Genomic DNA, 6,504 nt, shown 5'->3' on the forward strand with positions numbered 1-6,504 from the left:
GATCGTTCGAACCGTCAAAAACGAAGCGTCACCAGGAGTGCGGTCGCAGACGGTCTGCGCAGGTCGCGAAAAACGAGGCCCGCAGCCGCACTGGCAGACAATCAGGAAACGCACAAAGCGGCCCAGTCGCTGGTTGCAACGTGGCACCCCGGGCCATCTCCGCCACCATCATCAGTCCTGCGGTCACGCGACAAGAAAGCAAAACCCTTCTTGAATTCTCTAGGCGATCGCTGAATCGTCAAAGCGTTCCGCCGGCCTTCTTGAACCAAGGCCTTGAACATCGGCTCCGCTCGTGCCTCGCTCCGCGATGTCAAAGCCTAAATTGTTATCCGCCGTTTTTGAGATCATGCGCCCAGTCCCCAATGTACCACTCAAGCCGGTCGCCCGGCAGGTCAAGCAACCAATTCGCAACGTCGTGAATGGGAGTCAGATTGTAAGGGCATGAAATGTGTGTCCCGTCATGAGCGTGTACGCGAATATCACTAGCCCCGCCGTTTACGATCACAATATCATCGCACGCGATACAGCGCTGCGGACCAATGAGCGAACGAGTGCAGATCGCAGCCTCAGACAGTGTGACACGGCGAAAGATGTCGTCCACCAGCAGGACACCGTAGAAGAAAGAAAGCAATGTGGCGATTGCGATGTTGCCGAATTCGATCCAGCGGCTATCTGTGAAGCCGGTAAATGCGAACCAGCCCCAGAGCAATGCCCACCCAGTTGCGATCGAAAACGCCATGCCGTGTTTGATGCACGCGGAGATTGGGAAGCGAAGTACAACAGGTTGTCGCATGAATTCAGGAGTAAGGTCCGGAGCTGTTCAGTCGGATAACGGTCCGGATCAGGCGGCACGCGCTGGCGACGATGCCATCACCAAACAGCTAGGTCGCGTGCTCGCCTGCATCCGATGGTTCGCCGACTTGCAGCGAAAGGACATCAACCACCATAGTTGACTCAGCCCAAATCATATCGGGCGCAGAGACTGCCGGCAAATCGATAACTTGGCCCACGATCGCAAGCCAATCAGAGTTGCCCTTGGTAGCCTGGACCGAATCAACCACATCGGACACGAACGCTCAACAGGATGTATCGCTCCGAAAGTTGGCGACCGGAAAATTGGACGACCGGAAGATTAGAAGACGACCGCAGCTAATTTTCCGGTCGTCAAATCTTCCGGTCGATCACCGCAAACCTCTCGCACCAATCGGTTTCCTGGCCCCGCAGTTCGTGGTGCACCTCGAATCTTGCATCCGCGCGAAGACCGCCGACTGTCAACGCAGCAGATGCTTACCCGCCAGACGTCAAACCAACCTCGGTAGGCGAACGCCCCGGATCACGGGGACCGAGGAGTAGATTTGCCATTCAATTCCGACGCCGACGAGGTCTCCCGTGCATCCAATTGTTCGTCGGCAGTTGGGCGCCCAAGCTGCACGACTGGCTTGGCGTTCTTCCCGATAGCCGTGACCACGAATACGACTGTTCCGGTGGTCAGATTGCATTGCGCATTGGGATCAGGATCGCACTTTCCGATGCATTGCAAAGATAACGTCGCTCGCGCTACACCAAAAGGAATCGCATCATTCGTCGCTAGTCGATATTTGGTGGTTGTGGTTTCGCCGGGGAATTTTTGGGTTCCGACTCCCGTGACGATATTGCACTTGAGTTCATCGCCCCCCAACATCATGGTCTCGGTCTCGTCCAGCAAATCCTGTTTGTCCATCCTTGGTGGGCAGACGAGGAAGAGACGAGGCAGGAAATCGTCCCAAGACATATCTCGACGGGATTGATCGTCGTCCTTGCGTACCCAGACGTCTACCGCCTTGCGTAATGGATCGGCCCCTGTCTTCAAGCAATCGTTTGGCGCCAAGAACTCGTAAGCTCTTCGCGTTTTCTTATCGGGCGTTTGAAAGACGATTTCGATCCAAGTGCATTCCGTCCCATCAACGGATTCTCCCCCAAAGGCCTTGAGCGTTACATCGATCTCGCGCTTCGTGCCGTCGGACCATGCTTCCGACATGCGATACGTCGCCCACGACCCGTCCGAAGGCAGCTTACGAAAAACTCCATCCGCGAAGGCTTGACCACACAATATCGCAGGGAGCAAAACGACGACGGACAAGAGTCTAGCGCACTTCATAGGAGCATCTCCGAAAATGTTGCTTAGCCGACGAACGCCGCCGATCACGGGGCGGGCAAGGAAAAAGTCGCTAACGGCCAAGGCGGTCACTGGCCCGCTCCCGTGCATCGGGATCGTTATCCGCCATTAGCCATTACCCAAGTATAAAGCGACTTCCAGACAGACTTGTCGCCACAGATGCAGTCATTCCACTGTATGTCTAGCTTGCTCTCCCCTTCTTCCGTGCCAAATTGAGAGTTCATAAACTCTCGCCGGAAACGAGCGTCGGCTTCGGGGCGATCGAGACCGAACGATGCGGCGGCGTCATCAATCGCGTCGGCGGCGGCCCGCATTCCGATCCGGCGATATGCGTCGGAAAACAGGGAGTAGGGCGGCGACGTTGGAAAGTCAGCCTCGAAGAAGTAGGTAAGTCCTCCGTTGTCGATAACGCCTTGCGCCGCGAAGACAATCGCAACTGTACGGTATGGTTCAGCAAGCAATCGAACGTCAGTATCTTCGCCCCCGAACTCGGCGAGTTTCGATTCAGCGGTAACGCTGTACGGCTCCAGTTGTTCGTAGTAATCCAACATCCGATAAGTTCACGCAGGACTGGGTAGCGGGTAAACGGTAAGGGTTTCAGTCGGATAACGCCCTGGATCACGGGGACCGAAAGAAATATTATGAGTTCAGAAAAAGAGTTAGTTGAGGTCTCCTGTGCATCCGATGGTTCGTCGGAGATGCCGCTTAGCGCAGCGGAGTATCAAGCCACCAAGACCAATTATCTCGAAGGCGTGCCTGATCTTACGCAAGACATCTCAGGGCTGTCAGACGAGGAGATTGTGGAGATCGAAGCCAAGATGACGCTGGATGCAATTCAATGGAACCGCAGGCTGCGATCGATTGGTGTTTCTATTGGTCATCTTGACGTGCCATTTCGCTTTCAACCTGACGAACTATTGCCTCGATCATGTTCGCTTCCACAGGTGGGCCGTGATGAGATGATTTCCCAAATACTTGAACGCATTGCGACCGAAGCTCGACATGACCCAATGCTGTCAGTTCCTGCCGAAGGATAGCGATGGCATCCGTCAGGTCGTTTTCGTCATTGTTGTCCAATGTGTAGCCCTTACATTTCAAGTTAAAGAGTCGACGAACGTTAGGGATCAGCGGGCGGCGGGAGTTGACATTGATCTCACGAGAAACCGCACCACCGCCGCTCCGTTGCATCCCATGGTTCTGCCTCTTTCTGGACGTGACGCGTCACCGGCGACGGAGCAATCAGCATTCTACATCACATCAGATTGCGAAGGTGAACCGCGGCCAAATCGAAGTCGATCAAGAATGGCGCCTGCCAAGCCACCAAGCGAGGCAAGCCAGATCACAAATACCACACCGAAAACGAAGTCCGTCTCCGGATACTTCGAGACATTGATGGCACGCAAAATTGCAACCGCAGCGGGTACGCCAACAGCAGCACCGAACAGCAATAACGGTTTGGCAAAAACGTGCCGCGTGTTTTTGCGGTGGAGTTGCAACGCAATGCCGGCGATTACAAACGGAAGGGTTCCGAATGCGACGATGAAGGCAATCGCGTTGTAGGCTGGATCGATGAACATTAATCGAGTGGCAGAACGTTCGCCGTGACCGGGGACGGCGAGTAAAGTTTCCAATTGTAAAAACACGATGCCGTCCTCCGTGTCCACGGCATGGTTACCCGCCGTTGTGAATCGAGCACAGCATCGCATACTGGGTTCGATTGAGGTGAGCGTCGGGCCGTCGTTCAAGAACATAGTTTACCGCATCATCGACCGACGCCGAAAGCCCGAGGTGGAGCAGGTAGGCGATCGCAAACGTCGCCGTTCGGCCGTGACCTTGGGCGCAGTGAATGTAAACAGTCCCGTCAAGTTCAGCGACGCGAGCAACACGCTGCCGCATGGTATCGGTGGTCGGGTAGTGTCCGTCCAGAGTCGGGAACGAGATGTAGCCCAACGATCGAAGTGCCGGAGGTTCACTAAATTCGCACGTCAAGTCAACGATGTGGTCGAAGTCCGATCGGCGTTCGTGCGATAGGAGGCGGCGACCAATGAACACGGTGTCCGTCAACTGGTTGAACGCCGGTTCACGGGAAAAGTAACGGACGATGTGCCAGACGAGCGCGAGATACGCGAGGAACGGAGCAAGCAGAATCGAGCGACCTAACGGCAGCGTTCCGTTTGGAAGTTTGCCAAACACTGACACGCTCGCGAAAAGGTATGCAACCGAGACCAGAGCGAACGAAACAGCCGGCCATAAGAGTAAGTAGAACCAGCCACCGTTGCGAATCGCATAGATTGCGATCAGTACAGCGAGTATCGCAAACGCAAGTCCGTATTTCATGCAGTTCGCGTTTCAGTCGGGTAACGGTGCCGGTCACCGAGATCCGGCGGACGATGTTGTGATGGCCATAATTGTAACCACCGGATCTTCGGTGCACCGGATGGTTACCCGCCCACCTCTACCTAGAACTCGACTAGAGACACAAGATCAATGTTCTTCATGTCCGCAGCATCGCGGTGTTCGTAGCTACAGCAAAGTTCGTTGTCGGCGAAGTGAAAAAGCGGGACGTATGCATCTAATTCGATGATCAACTGTTGGTGTGCCTGTTCACTACGGTCAAATGAATGAGGCCAGTCCGGTTCGTGTTTGTCGGAAACAAACTCAAAGATCGATCGATAATCCTCTTCATCTTCGTCATCGTCATCGATGTCTTCAGGCGGCATGGGCCACCCCATGCCATCAGTGACCAGCTCTAATTTTTGCGATCCGGCCGTCCAAAGGCGAACATAAAACACTCCGCTATCGTCAATCGCCCCCGTAGTAAGGACGTCGCCCGGAAATTGTTCCCGTAGCGGTTCTAGCGATTCGTTATATGTCAAATGATCAGCGAAAGTTGCCCACCGCTGATGCGGGGTTTGCACGAGCAATGACCATTGACCGGAAGGCGGGTCAAAAGCGCCCGTTGAAACCGTGTCGGTCACGTCAGTGACGTTTGAAACACAGTCACACGAGGAGAGTTCAGCGATCACATCATCGGACGCGGGACGAATTAACCACGAGCTCCACGTTTGCGGCGCAGTCCATGTTGTCCAAACACCCCTGCGCGTTGAGATTTTACGTCGATAGAACGAATTTTCGTAGAGGTTGGCCATGGGTCAACTTCAGTCGGGTAACTTATGTTTCTGCGGTCAGTGAGGGTGAGAATAGGTCGATTTAGGGTATTCTCACCCTGAATCCAAACTTATTCTCACAGTGTGCCCCTCTTCGGAGCGGGCGACCGCCACCGCTATTCTCACCCGCTACAGGCCTACCGTCAAGCTTATTCTCACCCTGTCCTGGATCCCTCGTAGCGGGGTACGACGCAGACAGATCTTGAGCAAATTCTTTTTCCCAAACATCAAGGTGATTCACCGCGGTTGGCTGCAGGATGAAGTAGGGTTCGAGCGGGACGCTTGCAACGGAGGGCCTTGTTTTAAATCGAACTTTCGGATCGTGGACGGAACCACTGTCTCACAACGGCGGTCAACAACATGGACGTGCCGACTCACCACCGCCCTCCCCCCCCCCTTCAACCCTGGCAAAACAGGGGCGGTATTTGAATTGCTCGCTGCAGCAGCGAGCGGACATCGCGTTTGATTCGGCTCCTCTCTGATCGCGTCGGGTTGCGATTTGCTGGGTTTAACTGGACTAGCACAACTTCAGGTTTAGCGCAACTCCAGAACCGATAGGCTGGAATGGGAATCATCGAGGCTTGCTTCGCTAGCAATGCAATCCATTGAACTTCCAGATTAATTGTCTGCCGCGACTCGGATGAGTGCTAGGATGCAGGGCGCGTGAGTTGGCACGGCGGCCAGCGTGAATTCTTTTACGCAACGAGTCTGGCCTGCGACGAAGCTGCCAGTGTTTGCGTCAGAGCGGACCGCTTGGGAGGGCAGACTCGATGGCATCGGAACTCTTTATCAAACCTGGGTCAATGGAGCAGGAACTGCGATGGGCCAAGATTTGGTTCAAACAATTCTCGACGTTCCATGGCCGTAGCGGCCCGTCAAATCAGCAAGCGACGGAGTTTACCGCTGCCGAGGTGATTGATTTCTTAAGAAGCAAGCGGGACGCAGGCTTTCCGGCATGGAAGCGGATGAAGATCATTCGTGGCTTGATGATCTACCGCCGTTTGGTGCTGCAGAAGCCGGACGATGACCTAGTTCCTTTGCGGGAAAAAATGCTCGAGATCATTGTCATCGAGCGCAACCGCGATGAGGGCGATGGCTCGATCGAGGAGTCGGGCGGCAAAATCAATCCGCGTGAGCCCGATGCGATCCAGGAGTTCCGCCGGGCGCTGCGACGCGCGGGAC

Annotated in this window: 7 protein-coding genes and 1 pseudogene; 2 read left to right on the forward strand and 6 right to left on the reverse strand. The window is 54.9% G+C overall.

What is annotated here, in order from left to right:
* Positions 1-325: 325 nt before the first annotated feature.
* The 3 genes from Pla52o_RS26435 to Pla52o_RS26445 all read right to left on the reverse strand — a co-directional run bounded on the left by Pla52o_RS26435 (position 326) and on the right by Pla52o_RS26445 (position 2,706).
* Entirely contained in the window at positions 326-793 is a 468-nt protein-coding gene (locus tag Pla52o_RS26435) for a hypothetical protein (RefSeq protein ID WP_146597644.1), read from the reverse strand.
* A gap of 540 nt (positions 794-1,333) precedes the next feature.
* Positions 1,334-2,017, reverse strand: a complete 684-nt coding sequence (locus Pla52o_RS26440) for a hypothetical protein (RefSeq protein ID WP_146597645.1) — start codon at positions 2,015-2,017, stop codon at positions 1,334-1,336.
* A 236-nt stretch (positions 2,018-2,253) separates the two neighbouring features.
* Entirely contained in the window at positions 2,254-2,706 is a 453-nt protein-coding gene (locus tag Pla52o_RS26445; protein ID WP_146597646.1) for a DMP19 family protein, read from the reverse strand.
* 90 nt (positions 2,707-2,796) lie between these two features.
* Here Pla52o_RS26445 and Pla52o_RS26450 point away from each other — a divergent pair, with 90 nt between their 5' ends.
* On the forward strand, positions 2,797-3,192 hold the full coding sequence (locus tag Pla52o_RS26450; RefSeq protein WP_146597647.1) for a hypothetical protein: 396 nt from the start codon (positions 2,797-2,799) through the stop codon (positions 3,190-3,192).
* 210 nt (positions 3,193-3,402) lie between these two features.
* Here the strand turns inward: Pla52o_RS26450 and Pla52o_RS26455 are convergent, their stop codons facing one another.
* The 3 genes from Pla52o_RS26455 to Pla52o_RS27615 form a co-directional block, all read right to left on the reverse strand.
* Positions 3,403-3,798, reverse strand: a complete 396-nt coding sequence (locus Pla52o_RS26455; RefSeq protein ID WP_146597648.1) for a hypothetical protein — start codon at positions 3,796-3,798, stop codon at positions 3,403-3,405.
* A 28-nt stretch (positions 3,799-3,826) separates the two neighbouring features.
* Positions 3,827-4,492: a dual specificity protein phosphatase family protein gene (locus Pla52o_RS26460; RefSeq protein WP_146597649.1), complete on the reverse strand. Its 666-nt coding sequence runs from the start codon at positions 4,490-4,492 to the stop codon at positions 3,827-3,829.
* Positions 4,493-4,614: 122 nt separating this feature from the next.
* A complete protein-coding gene (locus Pla52o_RS27615) occupies positions 4,615-5,304 on the reverse strand; it encodes a hypothetical protein (protein WP_231612686.1) in 690 nt (229 codons plus the stop codon).
* Positions 5,305-6,092: 788 nt separating this feature from the next.
* Between Pla52o_RS27615 and Pla52o_RS26470 the strand changes: the two are divergent.
* A pseudogene (locus Pla52o_RS26470) lies at positions 6,093-6,504 on the forward strand (integron integrase); the annotation flags it as partial.

It is taken from the genome of Novipirellula galeiformis (assembly GCF_007860095.1).
Classification (GTDB): Bacteria; Planctomycetota; Planctomycetia; order Pirellulales; family Pirellulaceae; genus Novipirellula; species Novipirellula galeiformis.

Bases quoted from the DNA above. Each gene is read 5' to 3' on its own strand.
- Pla52o_RS26435 (WP_146597644.1), bottom strand. From the start codon at position 793: ATGCGACAACCTGTTGTACTTCGCTTCCCAATCTCCGCGTGCATCAAA.
- Pla52o_RS26440 (WP_146597645.1), bottom strand. From the start codon at position 2,017: ATGTCGGAAGCATGGTCCGACGGCACGAAGCGCGAGATCGATGTAACG.
- Pla52o_RS26445 (WP_146597646.1), bottom strand. From the start codon at position 2,706: ATGTTGGATTACTACGAACAACTGGAGCCGTACAGCGTTACCGCTGAA.
- Pla52o_RS26450 (WP_146597647.1), top strand. From the start codon at position 2,797: ATGAGTTCAGAAAAAGAGTTAGTTGAGGTCTCCTGTGCATCCGATGGT.
- Pla52o_RS26460 (WP_146597649.1), bottom strand. From the start codon at position 4,492: ATGAAATACGGACTTGCGTTTGCGATACTCGCTGTACTGATCGCAATC.
- Pla52o_RS27615 (WP_231612686.1), bottom strand. From the start codon at position 5,304: ATGGCCAACCTCTACGAAAATTCGTTCTATCGACGTAAAATCTCAACG.